Here is an 18,817-nt window from a genome sequence, read left to right on the forward strand (position 1 = left end):
AATGTTGCCGTGTTTGTTTTATTACCTGAGTTACTGCTGGCAAAGCAAAGTAAATACAACTTTTAGGGCGAGTGAAGGGAGAACGCCTGATTAATTAGTCGTTTTTACATTTTTATCTGATGCAACCGTGGTGAACGTGCCAAGGGCCTGGAACAGCGCTTTTACCCGAATATCATCCAGTTTAATAATATTTTTACTTAATATCAGAAGCAGGGGGATCAGCTGCTCCTTCATCTCAGAAATTGTTTTACCAAAAGAGTCGCCACCTCCGGCGACAGGTGCTGTCCAGGCCATAAGGGGGGCATTATCCATCACCTTAATTTCGTTGAGTAATGAGGGGGTCTGCATTCCATCTGAGCAGCTTTTTGATAATGCCACAAGAAAGTTGTCGATTCCCTGAATAATGGCCGCCACGTTCTCCCTCGCGTTTGCGTCTTTAATCTGAGGTAAAGCTGTATTCGCAGACAAGCGCAGCACAATGGCTATGGAGTCAACGATAATTTTTGACTGATTTAACTGCGAATGATGTATTTCATTTTCAGAGGGTGCAGAAGTATCAGGGTTTTGATCCTGTGTTTCACTCATTGTGGTCATCCTTATGCTGGTATACGGGGTTGGGGTAACAAGTCGCCTGTTTATCGTGGCATAACAGATAAATCAGGAATGGGGCGGCTGGCAGCCGTATTAATGATTTGGTTCAGATTGTTCAGATTCAGTGCGTATTCCGCAGCGGTCAATTTAAGAAGCGCAAGTGAATTGGCGACGGAACAGGTTGCATGATTGATCAGCCCCCGTAATGCCAGATCCAATACCGTGGAAATAGTCCTGGTAAAAAGCTCAACCAGAAAGCGAGTTTCATCATCCGGTTGTGAAGCCTGATTATCCTCAGACGTTGCACAGCCAGCATGCGGTTCGGTTTCATTTGTCTGCGGATTGATGTTCATTTCCGTATGCGAAGAGGGATCAACATTGTACGGCGTGGTCTGAGTAAGCTTGATACCAAGGGCAGACAGAACCGTGTCGAGCGAATCAAGACACAGCGCCATGGCACAAAGATGCTGGCACAGATCGGAGCGGACGGATGTAAAGTGTGCAGCCAGATGGCGGGTTTCACCCATACTTTTTGCAACAGCTTCTGTTGCCGCTAAAAATGCTTCAGCTGTTTTCTCCAGAATGGCGATGCCCTGGCTACTTTGCTGATAAAGTTCCCACCATGCATTTTGTTCAGCATTGAGTTTCTTTGCGTCATCCCGGAGCTGAGTAATTCTGGGGTCCTGATGCATATCCTCACCCGGTGAGGGATGCGCTAAAGCGAACGTGAGCACTGAATAGTGGTATGCGCGCTCGCGGATAATTTCTAGCTGGCTGTGACAGTCAGCATGGGCAACCGGCAGCTCAAGCGACTGTTTTATCTCAACGAAAGCATGTTCAATAAATTCATTTAATGAACGGAAAAGCGACAGGAAATGGTTGGTGCTTATCTCAAGGCCGTGAATGATCTCCCGTGTCTGCAATCGAATGAGCTTCAGTTTCGCCAAAAATCGCAGTATTTGCTGTATGGCATCAACCAGCGTGGCTGCATCACCGAATATTCGGGACTGCATTTCTACCTCAGCACATTCAGAAATTAACCTGACGGTATAATCTGTCATCTCCCTTTGTAACTGAATAAAACGTTGAGCATTATTTTCCATCTCCATGCGGGGCAGGGGTAATGGCATAGTGACTAAGTCGTCCATTACAAAGAGCCTTGTGCAGGTTGAAGCGGCATAACAGACGCGAGCCCCGGAGCGCTCCAGCTTTTTAGCGCCAGCCTGCCATTTTTATCAATATCCACACCAATACAATCATGTGTTAGTTTGCTCAGGGTTGCTCGCCATGACTCTGTGTTGTTCAACAGAAAGGGTGTTATGGCCTGACTGGCTTCCTGAAGGCCACTGGAAATTGCCGCAGTGCATTTTTCACCGATTGTTGCGAGAGCGTTTTCAATCAAATCTGTGGGTAAAAGTTCTTTTATCTTTTTGAGAAAATCGACGGGTCCGGTTAATGCATTAAGTAATTCCGCCGTTAAAGCTTCCAGTTTATCTTCAAGACCCAGGAAATCTAAAAGCTTCTGAACGGGTTCCTCAATTAATACTTTCACCACATAGCTGACCGAGTCGAGAATAAACTTGAGAGGGGCAATAGCATCTTCAACTTATGCTATTTCATCGGCAATCGGTAAAACCCATCCCACTGCGGATTTAATTGTGTCAAGAACGCTGGTTATTTGCGGGGCAAGCGACATTAGTCCGCTCAGGCTTCCCAGTAGATCTTTACCTGTCAACACGGCGTTTTTCACCAGAGCACAGACAGCCTCAATATTCTTGTGTGCCGTTTCCATAGCCACGGCAATCTCGCGTTCAATCTTATCGACCGGTCCCTCTCCGGCGGCAGAACCGGCAAATCCTTCAAACAGCTTAAGGACATTGGTGAGTGCTGACAGGGAGTTAATTGCATGAATATATTCAGGCACATGGCGTGAGAATTCACATAAAGCGTTATCCAGAGTGGAGGTGGCTTGCTGCAATTTTCGAAAAAGTGTGTCGGCGGGTTTCAGCAAATCATTGTCCAGGGTACTCAACGTGTTTTTAAGCGGTGAGAGGAATTTTTCGGCCAGACCCAGCATTGTTCTTAATTCAGGAATGACAACGTCCAGACCCGGAATGCCTTCGAGGGTCACGATGCTGGTCTTGATGACACTCAACGACGAATCGAACCGGTTCAGAACAACGCAAATCTCATGCGTTCCATTGATCGCAAGCCCTGCAATTTGTATGTGCTCTTTAAGCGAATTGATAAGAGGAACCATTTCAGTGGTTACCATCTCGTTTCCTGCCAGGAGGCTTCTTCGTAAAGAAAGAAGGTTTTCCTGAATGATATAACTGTTATTTCCCATCTTGTCTGCCTGCGACTGAGCATTATGTTGTATTGGTTTTTCGAAATTTTTTTATGGGTAAGTCAGAAATGACCCATGGGTCAGGAATACTGCTGGATAGTGGGTTCCCGCAAAGGGAGACATTACCTCTTCTCACTTTTGGGGGCATTGTTATGGGATGTATAGCTTTAGCTGCATGCTATTTTGTTATCGGCAAAAGGTGAAGAAATATTTACCTTTCCCGTATCAAAGAAGTTTAAGAATAGTTTTTTCGTTGTTTACCCGTACAGATGAATATTTTATTCACCGTCGGAAGAATTTCTTCTTTTAAAACGCTGCAAGAACTTTTTGTAGCGTTTAAATCGGTCAACCTCATGTCCCACAGCCTGACACCGTAACCTGAGGTTACACAATTTCTAACAGACTGATACAGCTGCGTTTTATAGCTTAAAATTCTGTTTTATAAAAAAACAGCTGGGCTGTGTCTCTGATGTGCCTTTTTGCTGCCGATATTACTTCTGCTTACTATCACAAAGGCCTTCAAAAATGAAAATATCTACCCGTCTTACGGCAGGCTTTGGCCTGCTTATTTTGCTGTTTGCTTTATGCGCCGGGATCGCTCTTCATGCCCTTCATCAGGCAAGGGATGGAATGGATGATGCTGTCAACGTCAAGATGAAGCGTTTCACGCTGGTGCTGGATATGCGAAGCAGCGTCAGAGATATGGCTATCGCGGTGAGGAATCTGGTTCTTCTCTCCAATCCGGTGCAGATGAAAACGGAGTGGGACCGGCTTCAGGCTCAGAAGCTGTCTTATGAAAAAATGCGCCAGCAGCTGGTGGCGAGTATGTCCGAAAACGTCTCTCCTCAGGGTAAACATGCCCTTGACCGCGTTCTGGCAGCAGAAGATGCGGCGATGAGCACGCTGATGACCGCAGGAAAGCTGGGTATGGATAATCAGATGGCGCAGGCAACGTCTTATCTGATGGTCACGGCTCGTCCCGCGCAGTTTGCGCTGCTTGATGCGTTGAACGAACTGACCGGGGTCGAAAAAAAGCTCAGCCAGGATACCGTGGCTGAAAATAGTGTGAAAACCAGCAGAACGACGCTGGAGCTTACCGTATTGGTGGTCATCTCCATCCTGGTTGCTGCCGGGACCTGTTTGTTCACTATCCGCATATTAATGCGTCAGTTAGGAGGGGAGCTGTCTCAGGCGCAGCATCTTGCCGCAGCTATTGCTGAAGGTAATCTGGCCACCGCCGTATCACTGAAAAAGGGTGACACCACCAGTCTGCTGGCCTCGCTCGACGTCATGCAGAACCGTCTGCGCCAGCTGGTGTCGCAAATCAAAGATACTGCCGCTTCTGTTGCGCTGGCCGCCGATGAAATCGCGCGGGGCAATACCGAGCTCTCTTCGCGTACTGAACAGCAGGCAGCTGCATTACAGGAAACCGCAGCCAGCATGGAGCAGCTGACCGCCACGGTGCGGAATAATACCAGCGGTGCCCGCCAGACGGCGGATTCAGCCCGCAGTACCGCGACACTTGCTCACAGTGGCGAGAGTGATGTTGAAAGAATGACGGTGACGATGAACAGCATTTCAGGCAGTGCCGCAAAAATTCGTGATATCACCAGCGTTATAGAGAGCATCGCTTTTCAGACTAACATTCTGGCACTGAATGCAGCGGTCGAGGCTGCCCGCGCCGGGGAAGGAGGACGTGGCTTTGCCGTGGTGGCGGGTGAAGTGCGTACCCTTGCCCAGCGCAGCGCCGTGGCGGCTAAAGATATCAAAACATTGATAGAGGAAGCGGTGATGCAGGTTGAAACTGGCGTTACCGTCGCCAGCGGCACCGGGGCCAGCATTATTAAAATCACCAGAATGGTAGGGGAGCTGGCGGGCGCAATGGACGAAATTGCGCTGGCCTCCAGTGAGCAGATGCAGGGGATCTCGCAGGTCAGCGTGGCGGTCAGTCAGATGGACGGCGTCACGCAAAATAATGCGGCGCTGGTTGAGGAGTCATCCTCTGCCTCTCAGTCCCTCTCCGAACAGGCGCATTCTCTGCGAGGTATGGTGGAAATCTTTCGTCTCTGAGAGCCTGATGCCTGAGCGGGACAAATATCTGCGCCAGATTTAAGGCGTTATTACACTTCTTTCCGGGTTAATTTTTCGCAGCCAACGTCTGCAACCACAGGGCCATAAGAGATTTCCTGATGGCCCTGTTTCCGCTGTACCCAACTGAGTTGCTACAGCCTGAAATTTGGAGCAGACAATACCGCACATCGCTTATGCAATTCCTCGCACTGAGATCCTGACGATGCAGATTATCGCAAAATGATAAGGTCGGGCGTCAGGCGCGACTATGCAGCTCCTGAAGTATCTCGATCAACTCAAATTCTTCCGCCACCAGTTCCATTGTTTCATCGTAGGTTCCCTCTCTCTGGAAAAATTCTTTGTGACTTTCTCTCCAGTACCTGAGGCTGAGATCTCCTTCGCCTTCCTTCTGTGCGTGTGCTTCATCTACTTCACAGAAGCGGACTATGCGTATTGAAATAATCCTGATGACACACACAGGCTGGTCCCTGCCGTCAAGAATAATGCAGTAACTGCCAATAGCAGATGATTCATCTTCACGTTGAAATGATGACAGTGAACCACAGGTAGCCGTTTTCATTCCTTTAACAACCCGCTCAGCCAGCGCATCAGCCATCTCTGACGTATCGCCAAATGACCATGCACTGGCACCGGGATATTTAACTTTTAAGTTATCGATAATGTTCATCACTAAGTCCGCCTGAATTGTATGGTTAAGCGCCCAATTGCCATCATGATGCAGGGATTAATCGTTACCGCTCCGGGCGCTTCGTACACCACCATCCATGCAGAAACCAGGCCCGTCATGCTGAAATAAACAGAAGGCACTGAGCAACTTTTAGTTGCGGTTGAAGGGAACCTGCTGTTGTTACTGTTTCAATCTGTCGTGCTGTTCAAGCTCATATTCGATAAATGCATCGATCATCGCCCGCCAGACTTTTTCAATAATGATTTCCGGCACGCCTGCTTCAGTGGCTTTACCACGGACCTTATTAATCACCTGCTCGACCCGGTCAGGCGCACGAACTGCTGTATGGTCAGTTTTAAAAGCGGCGGCGGCTTTAACACATTCAGCTCGCTCAGCGATGGTTTCAACCAGTCGGCTGTCGATCTGGTCGATACGCTTTCTTACTTCTTCAATGGATGAAAATGTCATTTTTGATTTCCTTAATCAGCACATACGCAATCCATCAAGGCTACTCTTGCAATAAAAGCCAGGCCCATCAGGGCTGGTTTACCTGCCATTTTTAACCTTCATTAAATATAAAAATGCCACTGGCTGAAAATCAGTGGCATTATTTTTTACTGACGCACTAAGCGGGCTGACAGCAGGTTCTGTTCACAGTTACTTCTGAAAGGATTAATATCTAATCCTCCACGACGAGTGTAGCGGGCAAATACGGTAAGCTTAGTGGGCTGACAATATAGCATTATGTCGCTGTAGATACGCTCAACGCACTGCTCATGAAATTCATTGTGATTTCTGAACGAGATAATGTAACGCAGCAGTTTTTCCCGGTCTATTTTGCAACCTTCATAACGAATAATGACACTTCCCCAGTCAGGTTGATTAGTCACCAGGCAGTTAGATTTCAGCAGGTCTGAATGCAGCGTTTCAGATACTATTTCACCAGAAGGTGAGGTGCTTCCTTTTAATAAAGAAGCATCGAATTCGTAATTTTCAATGGCAATATCCAGGCCGTCCAGCGACTCACCGGGTAAGTTCGTTATGTGATTATTATAACTGTTGATGTCTGTATAGAGTTTTAATTCTACCGGGGCACCCGCAACGTCAGAAAGATCTTTTTTCATCAACGCCGAAACATGCTCAGCATCCGGGAACCGGCTCTGATTAAAACTGTTAAGATAAAGTTTAAATGATTTTGACTCTATCAGATCGGGACTGCTGGCCGGGATAAAAAACTCGCCAATGGCAACAACCGGTTTACCTTTGTCATTAAGCCAGGATATTTCCCATGCCGTCCAGAGGTCGGTGCCTGAAAAAGGGAGAGGGACATTGTCTTTAATGCCAATTTCTTCCCGGTTAAGGCTGCGAGGAATAGCCTCCAGTATACTGGGTGTATAATGTTGTATATATTCTGTTTTTGTTCCCAGTAAAGTAATATTTTCGGGATTCATATCAAATTCCTTAAATGTTTTTGTTGATATATTTTCTGAAAAGGTAGCGAGTTCCGTAAATCGGGAAAACACCAATTACGGCATAGGTCATCTTAATGAAAAACTGAGAAAGAATAATGGTTTTTATAATGTCAAAACTCAATGTGTTATAAAAGGCCAGGGTGCAAAATATAACGCTGTCCAGCGCTACAGCTACAACGGAACTGGTCAAAACCCGGATAAAAAGCCAGCGTGAATTGGTCATTTCTTTAATTTTGCACAGCAACCAGGAGTTGGCATTTTCTGAAATGACGTAGGCCAGAGAAGAGGCAATCAATACTGCTGCAATACTGTCAACGATTTCAGTATAGGCTTTTCCAAGGCCCCATTCACTGATGCCGGGTAGTGCTGAAGTAACCAGTAAACCGCAGACAAACAGGATATTGGTAAATAAAGATATAAAAATGGCCCGACGCGCAAGTCGCAGGCCATAAAATTCGTTCAGTATGTCAACAAGAATAAAAGTCAATGGATACAGAAATATGGCAGGTGGCGCAACAATATCGAGAAATCCTATGTTTACGGGTTTAATACCCGTTATGGTGCAGAATATATAGATCACCGCCAGGCTGAGACTGATTAACTGATAGGCGAACCATGATCTGTCCTGGCGATCCTTCATATCGTATGCTGTGACTAAATCACTTTTGCCGTATAGCCTTCTGTACATTTCTTTAATTTCGTGTCGGTTAAGATCTTCTGAGATATCGCTACTCTCCAGTTCCTGTATTGGCAGAGAGATGTGTTTACCTGTAGACAGCACCATAGTATTAGCCTTTATCGATTCTGTCATTCTGCTGAATCCAAGTAGCTTGTATTTCTTGTTTTTTTCCATGATTTATTACTCAGTAATGTTTTCAGGAAGTCGTTCTTCTATAATTGTGCCAATTAACTTGTCGTTAACACTGGAAAAAGCTATTTCCTGTCTGGCGTGATGAGGTTCTCTGATATATAAACCCTTACCTGGATTATAAAAAAGGCAAGGCTGTTTATCCTGAAGCGTGCTGTAGCGTTTTAAGATGAGAATATCACCAGGGAAAAAAGTTTTTTGTATTTCCTGCTCAACAACTAATGCTATTAAGTTAGCACCGTCCTCAAAAGCCCAGGTCACCGGATATTGTGTCACTAACTGACCTATGCGCATATCCATGCTGGGCAGCAATTGTGACTGAGGGATCATCGGGACTGCGGCGGGATTACGATTACCCACCACTGACAAGGTACTGTCCACTTTGTCCAGTTCTTCAATGTCATAATGTTCGATCACATCGCACTGAACGCCGAAAAAATCTGCGATTCTGGTGATAGTGGAATTCTGAACATTGTTCACTTTCCCTTCAAGGATCTTATACAGCGTGGTTCTGGTCACACCAGAATGGAGTGCCAGTGAAGTCTTGTTCTCGCCGGTTTTTCTGATGAGATACTCTATGTTATTAATTATATTGCTTTTTCTTTTTATGCCTGAGGTCTTCATCATTCGTGGTTCACAAATTTAACATATGCGAAAAATATCATAAATTTCATTTTCAGGCCAGTTTAACGCCGGGTTGCTTACATATGCAGAAGCGATTTGTTTCTTTTTACAACTCTTATAAGGTGTTTAAAAACAATTAATTATGCAATAAGTTAACGTTTTTGTAGCTTTTTTTGTATACTTTTTCGTTGACTATTATGCATTAGTTAAATTACAGTTTTGGCGTCGTTTTACGGAAATGTTTGGCAACACCAGGCAAATCTGAGACTGAACAGGGCCATCTGACAACAAAAATTAATGATCAGGCTTACCAACAGATTATTTGTTATGCAATAAACATCAATGCGCCGATATTACCTGACTTCTCAAAGCGTCAGGATTTTTCTGAAGAATAGAAAGCCGGTCAGAGAGCCGTGCTTCGTAGAATTTTAACGCTTATTGCCAGCAGCTCATTTGCCAGCATCAGGGAAATTTTACAGGTGGAATTAACCACAGGTTTCATTTCACTTGCCAACGCGTAAGCAACTCACCGCGTTACTGTTTTGGGGCAAGTTTCCTGAATGCATCAGGATAAATGACGTTTTCCATTGCCTTTATCTTCGACGTCTCAGCCTGAAGCTCTGATGAGTAATGCAAGATGACGCTAAATTTTCCGCCGTATAAAAACATCGTTGGACATAGATACATGATTACGGTGTTGCGCCGTTATTGGTCAGCGATATTGCCGTGCAGGCCCGCCATCGTTATCGCCTGAGGAATCTGCCCGGGCGTTTGTTAAATCAGGCTGTATTTTAAATTAAGGAAGGAATCTGAATGAACGGAGATAATGCTGATGGTTGCTGGCAGTTGCTTATGGAAAAATATTTTCTCCATAAGCAACTGAAAGAGCAGACTGAATTAAGCTACGTGAAGGTTGTCGATAATTTCAGAAAATATGCGGGAGTGATTTGCGGGCCTCAGGATATAACCCGATGTGATGTTCTGGCATGGCGACACCATGAGCTGGAGGAGCAGGGGGCTTCTTTACAGACATGGAATAACAAAGTTGCTTATCTGCGCGCATTGTACAATTTCTGGATCAGGCAGCAATTAATTGATTCTGAAGATAATCCTTTCAACAGCACTGCTGTCAAATCGCCAGAGAAAATCAGAGACACGCTGTCAGACACTCAGATGACGCGCGTTGCACTTGTCATGCAACAGTTTGAAGATGCGGAAAAACGTGCTGCGGGCGATCTCCCTAATTGCGCGCTGTATCCGGTCTGGTACTGGAGGATTGTGCTCGACACGCTGCGCTTCACCGGAATGCGTCAGAATCAGCTTCTGCATATTCGCCTGAAGGATGTTCGCATGAATGAAGGTGCGATTGAACTCAGCATACAGGGCAGTAAAACCTGCCGTGAGTGGACATTTCCAATTGTCAGTCATCTGCGGCCACAGCTGAAGGTGCTGATCGACAGGGCACAGGCCAGCGGTGCAACCCTTAGCGACAGGCTGTTTCACTACGAACGTTTTGTTACCATGCCCTGTGACCATGAAAAACTTACCTCTATTCCTTCGCTGCAACCGCTACGTTCTTTTTTCAGACGGCTGTCAAACGAATGTGGATTTTTTGTCACACCACATCGGTTAGGACACACGCTACTGAAATCCCCCGAGCGTAATCTGCATCTGGTAAAGGAGCTACCCAACCACAGCAGTACCAGCAATACGACGGTAAACAGGGAGATTACTGCCCGAACGCTGGCACAGGATCTGTCGTTATATGTTGATAAACCGGCAAAAAGAGCTAACGGCGGGTGATCTTTTGTCAGGCCATCCTGACTTATTGCCCCGCCAGCGGTCTGCATGATGCAACCCGTTTGGCGGAGGGTGATGTTGACGATGGCCGGAGAAAAATTTTCAGACGTTAAAAATCACAGGATGACCTTATTGGTTTTTAACAGATAATTATAATCACTCACGCTGGTTATATTCAGATGCATTCCATGCGCGAGTGAATGCGTCGTCTCAGCACACAATTCTTCTCCGGGTAGTGCATAGGGTTTTCTGAAGGTAATCTGAATATTTTTTTCATCAGTTTTTAAATTGGGTGAAAAGCGGAAAACCTTAGCCGTGGGATTATACATGCACAAACGATTCGCCTCTGTACGGTATTTTATCTGCTCCCACACATCTTTTTGTTTCAGGTCCTTCCGAACATTGATCACTACCGGAAGATCCTGTCCTACGAGGATTTTTACCTTTCCCTCGCTGACTTCGTCCTGCGGTGGCAGGCCGGTAAAAATAACCCTGGCGATGTGCTCAACGGCATCAGGGGTGTTTGTGCGATAAATAACCCGGATGCTCTGAGTATCACCTGGTGCCATCACAATGGCCTGTGGTTCGGTATAAAGCGTGCCTCCCGCCAGATTATCATCGGGTAGTCGACTGATTTTACTGTAAAGAAGAACGCTTTTGTTTCCATTGTTTTTTATGTCAATTGTGGACTACTGACTTCCTGACTTAATCAGCACGGCTGAAGAGGAAGGCAATATTTCTGCACTGGCGAAGTTTATCAGACCCGATGCGATAAAAATAAAAATGACAATATTACGCGTGACTACAGATAAAGTTGACATTAATTATGTCCTCCTTTTTGTGAATGTTTTTGGTTGAAATTTTACACGTGGTGTCTGTTCTGCTGGGGGAGGACATTCCCTCTCCTTGCAGAAGTTTAATATCTTCTTCATTAATCAGAAGAATTTTTTTATCAATAAATCGGGCAATTAATTTTCCTTTCTTATTGTAAAAGAGATCGCTCTGATTGACCCAGCCAGGCATTTGATTCCACTTCATCAGCAATGAACTATTTTTCGATGCGTCAAAATTAAAATATGATACTGAACCGTGAGCGGCAGAAAATTCTCTGACGTTGTTTTTAATGATAACCCCTGATGGCAGCCCTTCAGGATTTACCCGTATAAAGTCGCCTCTCTGCTCTGCCACGGGACTGATAATGGCTTTACCATCATGATTAGTCACCGAGCTGCTTTGCAGTGAGGTGACATTGAGAAAATGATGAACGCCGGTATTAACCACCGCCCATGTATCGCCAATGCGGCCTGGCGAAAAGACAACCCCTTCCTTACTTATTGCTACTGCACCGGATAAATAAGCCGCTGTAGTCCGCGATGACTCGCCCGCCTCTTTGCCCTGAGACAGGGAAATATCCGCCGTTGTGTAGGGTGTCGTGACGGCATTATCCAGCGTGTATGTCTCTGAACGTCCCGATCCCGACGTGCGCATCTGACTGGCAGTAAGCCTGTAATTGTCGGTAACCGAAGCGCTTACTGAATTGGAAAGACGTGTTCTTTCACCATATCTGTAGTACTGGCTTCGCCAGTTGACGCTGCGGTTTCTGAGACTGAGCGGAACGCTGAGGGTCAGATTAACGCTTAGTTTGTCTGTCCGGGCATGTCCGGGAGCGAGGGACATCCAGGAAACCCCCATACCCAATGAGGCTTTAGCCACCGGTATACTCATACTCGCTGACAGTGAATCCTGACTGGGGGCGTTATAAAAACGATAGTGTGTCAGTGAAAGACTGCCCGTTATCCCTTTTGGCAATTGCAGCGTCTGGCTCAGGCCGATACTGCTTTGTTGTGCGCTGTAGCTGCCCATCAGCGCCTGATCGATGTAGCTGAAATGACGGCTGTTGCGTGTGTAAGTCAGGCTGGTATTTTTATAGCTGGCCGTGACATTCAGGCTCAGGCCCTTCTGATTTTTTTCATTCTGCACGGCGCTCAGCCAGCTTGCAGAGCGGAAATTACCGTTTAACGTTGTGTTATTAACCGTGATCCCCCGGTATTTTGACGCCGAAACGAGGGCAACGGATGGGCTGATATTTTTGCTGAAGTATTTGCTGAAACCAGCACCGCTGACCAGGCTGCGTCTTGCCGTTGCTGTCCGCCCGGCGAAAGCATAATAGCCAGTCACTCCCTCGCGCACCGTGGTAATTTGTCCACGGGAAATCACCCGTGAATCCACTATCTGACCGTTTCGTTTAATTAACACCATGACATCGCCAGTAAAACCGGAGACCGGGATATTGCGCAGTTCAGCATGTCCTTTCTGAATCATCTGTTTATACAGCAACAGATTGTTCTGCCAGAATTCAACCAGCAGAACTTCCGCAGTGTCGTAAGTAAAATTAACAAATGCCGTGGCGTTTCCCTCAGCAGAGGATATTACGGCACCATCAATATAACCGGTGCCAAATCCACCATCACTGACCATGGTTCGGCCAGCGCGAATTTTCACGCTGGCAACGTTACGCTCGATATAGCCATCACGTACTCTGTTTACAGACGTATTAATGCCACGGCTGCGAAATGAGCTGTAAGAACCGTGGGATCGTAAAATAGTATTGTTCATATTCAATCCAGCTTCATATTCTGTATTGGTGCTTTCAAGTGCATCAGAAGAACCGGAGAACCGATATGCATAGGTGTTATAGTTAATAAACGCACCGGTGCCTCCGCTGGTTCTCATCTTGCCGTCAGGATTAATCAGATATGTCACCGGGATCTGAATACGTAAGGAATTATCGCTACGGTCGAAATCTTCCTTTACTTCCGGGTTGAGAACGAAATATTTTCCGTTAGCTGTCTTTTTATAGCGTCGCCATTGACTTTTTTTTATGCCTGACTTCGATTTAAAAAGATCTGAATAAACTACTTTTCCATTGACTGATGATATTTTATCCGATGAGATAAAATGATCGTTAATGTAAATTTCCGCCTGGGTATCACCCTGAGGTAATACGTGTTGATTGAGTGCGTTATCAAGCTGTATGTCACTGATGCCATTTGCCGACATCAGGTTTGGGTCAAACTTCAGCTGCTTACTGAGCGCGGGTGTCATTGCGAAAAGCAGAGAGCATATAATAAAAAAAGAATATATTTTACGCATAAAAAACCAGGCACCTCATATTGAGATGCCTGCTGCAACTCTAAGATCCTGGCCCATCAGGGCTATTTACTTGCCAATTTGATCCCGGTCAATGCTCGAAATCCTCACGTACTCCGTGTACGTTCCGGTTTCTGCGCGCTGTCCGTGTCCAGACTGGCTGCGACAATAACGCCTGGTGGGGCAGGCTTTAAGTATTAAATCAGAAGTAACGCACGTTTACCTGCGCAGTTCCCTGCCAGTCAACTTGTTGCGCGTTAGTGATCATATCCCCACGGTTAAGTTGAGGCTCGACGTCAAATACCCATGAGAAGGATTTTCCTGCTGAAGGCGTATTTTTTGTTTCGTCCCAGGGCGTCCAGTCCTCTGTTTTTTTATAACTCCAGTTTGCATTTAATACTTTACTAAATGAGGTCCCATTGTGCGCGCCACCATTCTGATAGCCAAATGATGTACTGTTAGTGACACCATCCACTGTCGATGAAACCGGGTTGAGAGTAAAGTTACCCAGTTTATTTCCGGTTACCGGATCCATGCCCAGACCAAAAATACGGCTGGCATCAGCGTGGCCAGTTCTGCCGTCAGTGTTCTCACCAACCATCGCGCTATTTTCATTAGGATCGGTCGCCCAAAAAGCAACGCTCTGATTAGATGGGCAACTCACCTGCAATGTCACCTGTTTTGCCTGGAAATTATTAATCGAAGTCTGTTTGAGGTTTTCATGTTGCATAATACCCCAATCCAGTCCATCACCTCCGACAATATTTGCTGTGCAGGCATTCGGAGCAATAATACCATGTACGTTAATATCCATTCCCGCCATGACAGAATGGGATAACAGTGAACTACTGGTGAAGCCAAAAATCAGCACTAATTTTTTAAAAGACACGTCTTCTTCCTTTATCTGAATATATAACTAATGAACACAAGCCAGGTCGGCCTGGAACGGGAAAGAAGATACCTTTAAAATCGATAAGGTGTGACTTAATAAATATCAAAATTCATTAAATCTTTTCTGTTAAAAAAGTTGTTAAAAATCAATAAATTGATTGGTTTTCTACTGTGATTTAAGAGATTTTAAGAGGTTTTGTGAAAGTGCATTGTGTAATGCACTTTTTGTTTAAATGGTATGTTGCGGGATTATTGGTTTTTTTCACGTAAGTAGAGCGGTACTGTTTCAGAATAGACCAGCCATGACCTGTTATTTAAATGCTTTATCTTCCAGAGGAGTGATTGTCCTTTGGTAATGAAAAAATCGGGTAACCATCTCTTCTCAACATCCGGGGTCAGCGTCATCTGAGGAGAGTTGAGAATTAAATCTGATCTGACAAGGTAATTGTCGCCGTTCTTTTTATAGGTGAAATTTACTGTTTTACTCAGATATCCTGAGATCTTCTTGCCGTTGTAAAGTACTCCTGAGATGGATATGGTTCCCTGACCTGAATCAAGATTCTGAAATGACACGATATTCATACGCTCATTTCCTTTTATAAAAGATATCTCAGCCTTACACTCACCCTCTGGCCTGGATTGATTTTTAACGAAGAAACAGAAATATGTCACCAAAGAAAATACAAGAAAAATTATTATCTTTTTCATTTGCGAAAGCTCTTTATGTAATACAGGGAATGACAATTTGCATTGTGTTCGCCATTTAACGGTTGCTGACAGAGAATGAGAGAGAGTCTGTCCGAGTACTTATAGCTGGTCATATAGATATAAGGCGTTTTGTTGCATTGTAATTCCTGTGCTGAGGCGATGCTGACCACCTTCTCTTTATTGATAACAGAATCTCTGTTAGTAAATATTTTGCACCCTGAAAAACTAATGGCTTCGGATGTGAACAGGTTTTTTTCCTGGGGTTCGTTTTTTATGAAAAAGAATGAACCGCCTACCATAACGCCGGCAAAGGCTGTTATTAACATCGTTATGCCATTTTTTTTTGCTCTGTCTGAGGAGGGTTTTACAGGTGGTGACATTTTTTCAGTGATGATTTCATTCACCGATGATTCCGGTGTGATGGCGACATCATTATTTTTCATAACGGCAATTTCTTGCGTTTCTTTCCCGGTGTTTTCATTGCTCTTTGGTTGCTCTCTGACTATCTCGGTCAACGGAGAGAGGAGAAATCCTCTGCGCGGCATTGTTCTTATAATGTCTGTGGTCAGTCCTGACTTTTTAAGTGCGCTACGCAGGGTGGAGATATTTTGATACAGAGAGGTTGATGTGGGTTCCATGCCAAACCGTCGCCATGCGTATTCATAAAATTCCTGATGGGATACCAGGTTTCCTGCATTATTCAGCAGCAGTTCGAAACATAATGCAGCCGAGGCACTAAGAGAGTATGTTCCATTTTTTCCGGAGATTTTCTTTTTTTCTGGCTCAAAACAGACGATATTATTAACCATTATTCTTCTGCTCACGAATATCTCCTCACTACAATCTTCTGGATTTTTTAAGAAGCATTATTGCGATAATGGCTTTATATGCTCTGTAAGTTATACTTTTAATAGTATGATGTGGAAAGGTTTATTGAAAGATCGCCATGCGAATCAATATGTTATCCATTGTAACAAAGTTTCCAATAAAATCATCTTTTATACAAAAGTTTCCAGGGTGCATAACATGTCAATCGCACCGGCGTGAAAAGCGTGATGATGCTTATTCTTTGCCGCCTTTTAATTGTTACCCGGGCGCAGCTACGTTAGTCGGGTAAAATAAACATTTACTCAGAGCCAGGCCCATCAGGGCTGTTTATCTGCCATTTTGACCCCGGGCAGTGCCCGAAATTCTCACCTGGTCCGTGTCCGCTCCCCGCTCCGGTTTCTGCGCGCTGTCCGTGTCCGTGTCCCGACTGACTGCGACAATAACACCTGCCGGGACAGGCTCTTATTCTCTCTTTATTCTGGTAAACGCGTTTTTTATTTTGCCTGAATGCATAACGGAAATTGGGCGGTTTAAGCTCAGGCAGGCTTAGCATGGCGTTATCCTCGGGTGCCATGGCAAAAGACGTTCCCTCCCTGTCGGGTATCAGCCAGCCATCAGCCACCGATACATCCAGGGCTTCAGCCAGTCTGCCACTGCCAGGTCCCGTGCCCTGGGCTCCAGGTTGACGTCAGGATCTGCCATAGGGAATTCTATCCTCGGGCCCGCATAGCCGGGGGCCAGGGTCATCTCCGGCAGGCTGAGCAATGGCACACCGTCAGGCATCACATCCCTTATTCCCTGTGGTAGTGGCGGCAGGTGGCTCAGTTTAGTGCCTCTAAACCACAGCGCCTTCAGCCCCTGCGACAGGCGCGTCAGGTGGGGCTGTGGGAGTTCATGGATGATTAATACCTGAATAAATGGCGGTAAATGCTCGGGCAGGACAGAAATATTTAAGTTACGCAATTTAAATTGAGTGGAGCGGGATTACAGACACTGGCGCATTAGCTTCGATGCTGCAGCGCGGTCTTTCGCTTCTTCAGGCGGTGCACTCCTTTCCCATGCTGACCAGATGGCCTCATAATTTTCAGCAGTCTGTGGCGTTTTTATAGCGTGGACATCTGCCGTGGAGAGATCTTCTGCCCCATGATGTGTGTTCTACGTCTTCTCCTTCATGTTGTCTGACCTCATTGAGGTCATGAACTTCGCAGGTAACGTTACAGATATCGTTACTGTCGAGGGTTAACGACAGGATTTCCCTGCTGTCGGCGTCGGGAATACAGAAGTGATTCTCCCCATGCCGTCCGGACTGAATATTTTCTCTGCATCCTGGCCAGGCAAGGGTCCTGAGTTGTGCAAACCTGTTGACCACCTGTTCTGGCGTTGTATCTGCCGGTGGGTGACAAATTTTGCGGATGCATTCGCGCGCTTCAGACCGGTGCCCAGGGCTGAAAAACGCTGCTGTTTTCTCCCATGTCTGCATGTCAGGCGAAGTAGCAGGACGGGCGTCAGCGGGAGTGGTGGGGGTGTTGATTGTGGCTGGCAATGATCCGTTGCCAATATTAAGGGCATTATTAAATACTTATCAGTATCAACACGGGCAGTGACAGTTTTGCCCGGAGCCTGTACTTATATTCACTACCCTGAACGCCATTACAGGGTCTGTACAATTTATTCAACGGTGAGGTGAAAACAGATGTCTTTCAGGCAACCCCTGTTGTCCACGGCTTTGAGCGTTGGCGATACGATCGGTTTTTTCTCTCCATCATCCCCGGTGACAGTGACCGCCCCTAACCGCTTTAACCGCGCAAAATCGTTTCTTGAAAAGAAGGGCTTCCGGCTCAAAGCGGGTAGCCTGACAGGCCGGTCAGACTTTTATCGTTCAGGTTCGATTAAAGAACGTGCTGAAGAGCTGAACGCGCTGATTCGCGATCCTGAGGTGCGTTGCATCATGTCCACTATTGGGGGCAGTAACAGTAATTCACTCCTGCCATATCTCGACTATAAGACGCTGATGGAAGATCCTAAAATTATCATTGGCTACTCTGATGCGACCGCTCTGCTGGCAGGGATTTACGCCAGAACAGGGTTAATTACCTTTTATGGTCCGGCGCTGGTCGCGTCTTTTGGTGAATTTCCGCCGTTAGTGGATCAAACCTGGCACTCTTTTTATGAAATGCTGATGCAACCTCATTCGGCAACCCGTCATTACACTTTGCCAGAAAAATGGACGGATGAGCGGCTGAACTGGGACACCGTTGAACCCGTCAGGCCCAAAATACTTTGTGATAATACCTGTCGTTTTGCCGGAAAGGGCAGAATCGAAGGGCGGGTAATTGGCGGGAATCTTAATACGCTTTCCGGAATTATGGGAAGCCCGTGGATGCCTGAGATCCGGCACGGCGATATATTATTTATCGAAGACAGTCTGAAAGACATCGCGACGGTTGAGCGTTCATTCTCTATGCTCAAGCTGAACGGCATATTTGATAAAGTCAGTGCAATTATTTCAGGTAAACACGAGCGCTTTAATGATGAAGGGAGCGGGCGGCAACCTTCAGACGTTTTATATGAAGTTCTGGCAGATAAGCCTTTGCCCCTGGTTGATGGTTTCGACTGTTGCCACACTCATCCTATGCTGACTCTTCCCCTTGGTGTCCGGTTGTGCATTGATTTCGACCAGTGCACCGTTGCCGTCACCGGGCAATACCTGCGTTGACGGGGTTTATTCATCAGCATGACACTGGGCCGGTTTACAGATTACGGTCCGATCCCGCTGGCGA

General features: G+C 46.0%; 18 protein-coding genes and 1 pseudogene. 3 read left to right on the forward strand and 16 right to left on the reverse strand.

Annotation, left to right across the window (positions count from 1 at the left end; genetic code table 11):
- Positions 1 to 90: 90 nt before the first annotated feature.
- The 4 genes from AC3RPL_RS24125 to AC3RPL_RS24140 are packed head-to-tail and all read right to left on the reverse strand — an operon-like array spanning position 91 to position 2,866.
- The gene (locus tag AC3RPL_RS24125) at positions 91 to 585 is read right to left on the reverse strand and encodes a hypothetical protein (protein WP_490741839.1); all 495 of its coding nucleotides are present in this window, start codon (positions 583 to 585) and stop codon (positions 91 to 93) included.
- Between the two features lie 50 nt (positions 586 to 635).
- Positions 636 to 1,739 carry a hypothetical protein gene (locus AC3RPL_RS24130; protein WP_490741840.1) on the reverse strand — a complete coding sequence of 368 codons (1,104 nt, stop codon included), beginning with the start codon at positions 1,737 to 1,739 and terminating at the stop codon, positions 636 to 638.
- The gene (locus AC3RPL_RS24135; RefSeq protein WP_490741841.1) at positions 1,739 to 2,143 is read right to left on the reverse strand and encodes a hypothetical protein; all 405 of its coding nucleotides are present in this window, start codon (positions 2,141 to 2,143) and stop codon (positions 1,739 to 1,741) included. Before AC3RPL_RS24135 ends, AC3RPL_RS24130 begins: the two co-directional genes overlap by 1 nt.
- A gap of 54 nt (positions 2,144 to 2,197) precedes the next feature.
- The gene (locus tag AC3RPL_RS24140; RefSeq protein WP_490741842.1) at positions 2,198 to 2,866 is read right to left on the reverse strand and encodes a hypothetical protein; all 669 of its coding nucleotides are present in this window, start codon (positions 2,864 to 2,866) and stop codon (positions 2,198 to 2,200) included.
- A 597-nt stretch (positions 2,867 to 3,463) separates the two neighbouring features.
- Here AC3RPL_RS24140 and AC3RPL_RS24145 point away from each other — a divergent pair.
- Positions 3,464 to 5,008, forward strand: coding sequence for a methyl-accepting chemotaxis protein (locus tag AC3RPL_RS24145; RefSeq protein ID WP_490741843.1), 1,545 nt, complete (start codon positions 3,464 to 3,466; stop codon positions 5,006 to 5,008).
- Positions 5,009 to 5,264: 256 nt separating this feature from the next.
- Here AC3RPL_RS24145 and AC3RPL_RS24150 read toward each other — a convergent pair whose 3' ends face one another.
- From AC3RPL_RS24150 to AC3RPL_RS24170, 5 genes are all read right to left on the reverse strand, one after another.
- Positions 5,265 to 5,696: an ASCH domain-containing protein gene (locus AC3RPL_RS24150; protein ID WP_490741844.1), complete on the reverse strand. Its 432-nt coding sequence runs from the start codon at positions 5,694 to 5,696 to the stop codon at positions 5,265 to 5,267.
- 180 nt (positions 5,697 to 5,876) lie between these two features.
- Positions 5,877 to 6,164 carry a chorismate mutase gene (locus AC3RPL_RS24155; protein WP_034940309.1) on the reverse strand — a complete coding sequence of 96 codons (288 nt, stop codon included), beginning with the start codon at positions 6,162 to 6,164 and terminating at the stop codon, positions 5,877 to 5,879.
- 146 nt (positions 6,165 to 6,310) lie between these two features.
- A complete protein-coding gene (gene queF, locus AC3RPL_RS24160; RefSeq protein WP_490742129.1) occupies positions 6,311 to 7,147 on the reverse strand; it encodes an NADPH-dependent 7-cyano-7-deazaguanine reductase QueF in 837 nt (278 codons plus the stop codon).
- 10 nt (positions 7,148 to 7,157) lie between these two features.
- The gene (locus tag AC3RPL_RS24165) at positions 7,158 to 8,021 is read right to left on the reverse strand and encodes a queuosine precursor transporter (protein WP_490741845.1); all 864 of its coding nucleotides are present in this window, start codon (positions 8,019 to 8,021) and stop codon (positions 7,158 to 7,160) included.
- A 6-nt stretch (positions 8,022 to 8,027) separates the two neighbouring features.
- Complete coding sequence (locus tag AC3RPL_RS24170) at positions 8,028 to 8,663, reverse strand: helix-turn-helix domain-containing protein (RefSeq protein ID WP_235192788.1); 636 nt, start codon at positions 8,661 to 8,663, stop codon at positions 8,028 to 8,030.
- Positions 8,664 to 9,473: 810 nt separating this feature from the next.
- On the opposite strand from AC3RPL_RS24170, the gene AC3RPL_RS24175 reads away from it, so the two are divergent.
- A complete protein-coding gene (locus tag AC3RPL_RS24175) occupies positions 9,474 to 10,463 on the forward strand; it encodes a tyrosine-type recombinase/integrase (RefSeq protein ID WP_490741846.1) in 990 nt (329 codons plus the stop codon).
- 113 nt (positions 10,464 to 10,576) lie between these two features.
- On the opposite strand, the gene AC3RPL_RS24180 is transcribed toward AC3RPL_RS24175, so the two are convergent.
- The 7 genes and pseudogenes from AC3RPL_RS24180 to AC3RPL_RS24210 form a co-directional block, all read right to left on the reverse strand.
- Positions 10,577 to 11,143: a fimbria/pilus periplasmic chaperone gene (locus AC3RPL_RS24180; RefSeq protein ID WP_490742130.1), complete on the reverse strand. Its 567-nt coding sequence runs from the start codon at positions 11,141 to 11,143 to the stop codon at positions 10,577 to 10,579.
- 109 nt (positions 11,144 to 11,252) lie between these two features.
- Positions 11,253 to 13,565, reverse strand: a complete 2,313-nt coding sequence (locus AC3RPL_RS24185; RefSeq protein ID WP_490741847.1) for a fimbria/pilus outer membrane usher protein — start codon at positions 13,563 to 13,565, stop codon at positions 11,253 to 11,255.
- Positions 13,566 to 13,812: 247 nt separating this feature from the next.
- A complete protein-coding gene (locus AC3RPL_RS24190; RefSeq protein ID WP_490741848.1) occupies positions 13,813 to 14,499 on the reverse strand; it encodes a DUF1120 domain-containing protein in 687 nt (228 codons plus the stop codon).
- Between the two features lie 251 nt (positions 14,500 to 14,750).
- Positions 14,751 to 15,209, reverse strand: a complete 459-nt coding sequence (locus tag AC3RPL_RS24195; RefSeq protein WP_490741849.1) for a YqeJ family protein — start codon at positions 15,207 to 15,209, stop codon at positions 14,751 to 14,753.
- A complete protein-coding gene (locus tag AC3RPL_RS24200) occupies positions 15,206 to 16,033 on the reverse strand; it encodes a winged helix-turn-helix domain-containing protein (protein WP_490741850.1) in 828 nt (275 codons plus the stop codon). Before AC3RPL_RS24200 ends, AC3RPL_RS24195 begins: the two co-directional genes overlap by 4 nt.
- Positions 16,034 to 16,640: 607 nt before the next feature.
- Positions 16,641 to 17,000, reverse strand: coding sequence for a hypothetical protein (locus AC3RPL_RS24205; RefSeq protein WP_490741851.1), 360 nt, complete (start codon positions 16,998 to 17,000; stop codon positions 16,641 to 16,643).
- Positions 17,001 to 17,021: 21 nt separating this feature from the next.
- Positions 17,022 to 17,156 (reverse strand): annotated as a pseudogene (locus AC3RPL_RS24210) (leucine-rich repeat domain-containing protein); the annotation flags it as partial.
- A 574-nt stretch (positions 17,157 to 17,730) separates the two neighbouring features.
- Here AC3RPL_RS24210 and AC3RPL_RS24215 point away from each other — a divergent pair.
- Positions 17,731 to 18,753 (forward strand): S66 family peptidase, encoded by a 1,023-nt coding sequence (locus AC3RPL_RS24215; protein WP_490741852.1) that lies wholly within the window; start codon positions 17,731 to 17,733, stop codon positions 18,751 to 18,753.
- The last annotated feature ends 64 nt before the right edge of the window (positions 18,754 to 18,817 follow it).

This window comes from Erwinia papayae, from assembly GCF_058241465.1.

Excerpts from the sequence above, each read along its gene's own strand:
- AC3RPL_RS24125 (WP_490741839.1), bottom strand. The coding sequence starts at position 585 with ATGAGTGAAACACAGGATCAAAACCCTGATACTTCTGCACCCTCTGAA.
- AC3RPL_RS24130 (WP_490741840.1), bottom strand. The coding sequence starts at position 1,739 with ATGGACGACTTAGTCACTATGCCATTACCCCTGCCCCGCATGGAGATG.
- AC3RPL_RS24140 (WP_490741842.1), bottom strand. The coding sequence starts at position 2,866 with ATGGTAACCACTGAAATGGTTCCTCTTATCAATTCGCTTAAAGAGCAC.
- AC3RPL_RS24145 (WP_490741843.1), top strand. The coding sequence starts at position 3,464 with ATGAAAATATCTACCCGTCTTACGGCAGGCTTTGGCCTGCTTATTTTG.
- AC3RPL_RS24150 (WP_490741844.1), bottom strand. The coding sequence starts at position 5,696 with ATGAACATTATCGATAACTTAAAAGTTAAATATCCCGGTGCCAGTGCA.
- AC3RPL_RS24155 (WP_034940309.1), bottom strand. The coding sequence starts at position 6,164 with ATGACATTTTCATCCATTGAAGAAGTAAGAAAGCGTATCGACCAGATC.
- queF (WP_490742129.1), bottom strand. The coding sequence starts at position 7,147 with ATGAATCCCGAAAATATTACTTTACTGGGAACAAAAACAGAATATATA.
- AC3RPL_RS24165 (WP_490741845.1), bottom strand. The coding sequence starts at position 8,021 with ATGGAAAAAAACAAGAAATACAAGCTACTTGGATTCAGCAGAATGACA.
- AC3RPL_RS24170 (WP_235192788.1), bottom strand. The coding sequence starts at position 8,663 with ATGATGAAGACCTCAGGCATAAAAAGAAAAAGCAATATAATTAATAAC.
- AC3RPL_RS24175 (WP_490741846.1), top strand. The coding sequence starts at position 9,474 with ATGAACGGAGATAATGCTGATGGTTGCTGGCAGTTGCTTATGGAAAAA.
- AC3RPL_RS24185 (WP_490741847.1), bottom strand. The coding sequence starts at position 13,565 with ATGACACCCGCGCTCAGTAAGCAGCTGAAGTTTGACCCAAACCTGATG.
- AC3RPL_RS24195 (WP_490741849.1), bottom strand. The coding sequence starts at position 15,209 with ATGAAAAAGATAATAATTTTTCTTGTATTTTCTTTGGTGACATATTTC.
- AC3RPL_RS24215 (WP_490741852.1), top strand. The coding sequence starts at position 17,731 with ATGTCTTTCAGGCAACCCCTGTTGTCCACGGCTTTGAGCGTTGGCGAT.